The 3,233-nt window shown below is 67.9% G+C and carries 4 protein-coding genes; all 4 read right to left on the reverse strand.

Features of this window, described 5'->3' with window-relative positions; genetic code table 11:
- The coding region (locus AB1555_19890; GenBank protein MEW6248940.1) for a DEAD/DEAH box helicase at nt 1-1,310 on the reverse strand (1,310 nt) is incomplete at its 3' end.
- A 14-nt stretch (nt 1,311-1,324) separates the two neighbouring features.
- Nucleotides 1,325-1,921: a hypothetical protein gene (locus AB1555_19895; GenBank protein MEW6248941.1), complete on the reverse strand. Its 597-nt coding sequence runs from the start codon at nt 1,919-1,921 to the stop codon at nt 1,325-1,327.
- Nucleotides 1,922-1,933: 12 nt separating this feature from the next.
- Nucleotides 1,934-2,791, reverse strand: a complete 858-nt coding sequence (locus AB1555_19900) for an ATP-binding protein (GenBank protein MEW6248942.1) — start codon at nt 2,789-2,791, stop codon at nt 1,934-1,936.
- Nucleotides 2,788-3,069 carry a hypothetical protein gene (locus tag AB1555_19905; protein MEW6248943.1) on the reverse strand — a complete coding sequence of 94 codons (282 nt, stop codon included), beginning with the start codon at nt 3,067-3,069 and terminating at the stop codon, nt 2,788-2,790. The genes AB1555_19900 and AB1555_19905 overlap by 4 nt, the downstream gene beginning before the upstream one ends.
- Nucleotides 3,070-3,233: the final 164 nt, after the last annotated feature.

Below are 3,233 nucleotides of genomic sequence, written 5' to 3' on the forward strand. Positions count from 1 at the left end.
TCGTCGCAGCCGAAGAGATCGCACCAGCGGAAGTTGGAGCGCTTGAGCAGGTCGATCTCCGTCATGACGAAGTCGTCCAGCGCATCTGCCTGCTCCGTTTCGTCGCGAGTCCATTCGAAGCCGCACAGGGGGCACTCGCGGCAGCCGAGCGGCACCGTCGCCTCGCAGGACGGGCACTCCTTGGTGGGCGCCTCGCCAGGGTAGCGGTGGCCGTCCAGGTTGGCCTCCTGCTCCAGCGAGCCGTGCATGAGCGTCGCGGTGCCGAAGTCGAGCACGATGCAATCGGTCTTGACGATGCCCGGATGCTCGGCCGGATCGACGGTGCGCAGCCCACGACCGATCATCTGGGTCAGGGTCGACTTGTGGGAGCTCGGGCGCAGCAGCACCACGCAGGAGGTGGGCGTGTAGTCGTAGCCTTCGGTCAGCACCGCCACGTTGACCACCACCTGCGCATCGCCGGTCTCGTACTCGGCGAGTCGCACCTTGCGCTCGGCGTCCGACAACTCGCCGTGGATCAGCACGGCGCGGATGCCGGCCGCGACGAAGGCGTCGGCCACGCATTGCGCGTGGGCCACGGTGGAGCAGAACACGATGGTCTTGCGCTCGCCGGCCTTCTCGCGCCAGTGACGGATCACCGCGTCGGTGATCGGCGTCCTGTTGAGGATCGCCTCCACCTCGGTCATGTCGAAGTCGGTGGCGGTGCGGCGCACCTGGGCGAGGGCAGACTGCGCGCCGACATCGATGACGAAGGTGCGCGGCGGCACCAGATGGCCGGAGGCGATGAGCTCGCCCAGGGTGATCTGGTCGGCCACGTTGCTAAAAACCTCGCGCAGCCCCTTGCCGTCGCTGCGTGCGGGCGTGGCGGTGGCACCGAAGATCAGCGCGCGGGGGTTGCACGACAGCACGTGATCGATCACGCGCCGGTAGGACGGTGAGGCGGCATGATGCGCCTCATCGACCACCAACAGATCGAGCGTGGGCATCGCGTCGAGATGGTTGTCGCGCGTAAGCGTCTGCACCATCGCGAAGGTCGCGCGCCCGGCCCAGGACTTCTCCTTGGCATCGAACACCGAGGTCGCGACGCCCGGATTGACCCGGCCGAACTTTCCCCGGTTCTGGGCGGTGAGCTCGTCGCGGTGCGCGAGGATGCAGGCCTTGGCGTCGGGCTCCTCCAGCACGCCGCCGGCGACCGCCGACAGCATGATGGTCTTGCCCGAGCCGGTCGGGCCGATGGCCAGGGTGTTGCCGTGCTGGTGCAGCGCCGCGAGCGAGCGCTCCACCAGCAGGGCCTGACGGGGACGAAGCATCATGCCGGCAGTCCCCCTTACTGCGCCCAGCTCGGACGGCCCGCCACCTGCGCGCGACCCGTGGCTTGGGCATAGGCGTTCGGCGTGACGGCCGACGGTGCCGGCGCACGCGGTGCGCCCATCAGCGCGGCGTAGTCCTTGTGGTCGGGCTGGATCGCCTGCTTGATGACGGCCTTGTCCTGGCCGTTCTGATCCTTCTCCCAATCGACCTTGCCGAGGAACTCGATGCCGTCCAGATCGGCGAACCCGGCGATGCGCCGTGCGTTCTGGGCCTGGGGGCTGGCATCGCCCGGATGGATGCCGCGCGCGGAGTTCAGGATCGCCTTGACGAAGGCGCGGCCCATGTTGGCCCACTCCGGACCCTTGGGGCTGTAGAGGCCGATCAGCGACCACAGCTTGCGGCGGGCGTACTCACCCTCCACCACGACGAACTCGCAGTTGAGGTACACCGAGCCGGTATTGTCGTTGCGGGTGGCATAGCCGCCGGTCCAGCCCTGACTTGCGTCGTCGAAGCCGCCCGGGCGGATGGTCATGCGCACGCGCACCAGCGTGCCCTTGGGGATCAGGTCGAACGAGGACTGCTCGTTGGCATCGTTGAAATCGAAGTAGCTCATGGTCGTGGCTCCTTATTGCTGTACGGGTTCGGAAGGCGCGGGGCGCGCGAAGTCGAGGCGTTCGAGAGCGGGTCGGGCCGGGCCGGCGATCTTGGCCATCAGGCGGCCGAGGTGCGGCTCCTCGATCTGATCGAGGCGGCCGGAGCGGTCCTTGGCGGGGAAGCCCCAGGGGTTGAGCGTGTGGCAGACGAAGGCGCGGTAGGCGGTGCCGTCGTCGGCCTTGAGCTCGGCCAGCGTCGCCACCTCGTCGACAATGCCGGGCAGCTCGAGCCCGGTCTTGGAGCCGTCGATCTGCAGCTGGAAGACGCGGCGATTGAAGTCGTCGAGGCGCTCGTCGAGGATGCCGACGAACCACACGTTCTTGCCGCGGGTGTGCTGCAGGTGGGTGAGCCAGGCGATCATCTCCTGGCCCATCAGGCCGTAGGCCCCGCGGGTGTCCGGCTTGCCGGTCTTCTCGGAGAAGGCCTGCGGCTGGCCCTTGCACCACTGCAGGCACAGACGCCCTGCGACGGTGATCGAGTCGACGAACACGGTGTCGTAGCGATCGAGCACGGTCGGGTCGCCGAAGCGCGCGCAGACGGCATCGAAGTGGGCTTGGCTGAAAGGCTGGTCCTCACGCAGCGCCGGGTTCGGGCCGCCGATAAACACCGCGAAGTCGCGGCACTCCTGCCAGGTGCGCGGGCGGATGGTGTCGCCGGCCCACCCCTCGACGGCGAGGTCGCCCGCCTCGAGGTCGAAGAACAGGGTGCTCTCGGGCGCCAGGGTCCAGAGCTGCGAGGTCTTGCCGATGCCGCTCTTGCCGACCAGCACGCCTTTCACGCCGCGCTTTTCGGCCAGGCGCTGGTCGGCGGAGATGATGGGGAGGCTCATGAGCGGCCTCCTTTGTCGGTGAAGGCGTCTCCGATCCGGTGCGCGCCAAGTGCGCCGTGTTTGCGGGCGAGGTCGTAGAGCTCCCGCAAGGCGTTCATGCGGCGGCTGATGGGCCGGACCTCGTTTTCGAGGGCGATGACGGCGAAGGCGATCTGATCCAGGGTGGCATCTTCGATGGCCACGTTGGCGCCATTCGTCTCGATCCGTTCCGGCAGGGACTCCAGCAGATAGGGGTGCTGCTTTTTCAGCTTGTCGAGCAAAGTGCGGTTCTTGAACATGACGGTCACTCCTCCAACAGGGCGAGACGGAATCCGGGCTTGCCGGTCTTGAGCGTGCGGGCGGGGGCGAAGGCGCTCTTCAGCGACTCCGGCCAGGCGTTGAACTTGGTCTCGGAGACGCGGTAAGCGGTCTCGACGTACTCGGCCGGGTCCTCGCCGCCCTC

The sequence above is a fragment of the Nitrospirota bacterium genome (assembly GCA_040755395.1).
Classification (GTDB): Bacteria; Nitrospirota; Nitrospiria; order Nitrospirales; family Nitrospiraceae; genus DATLZU01.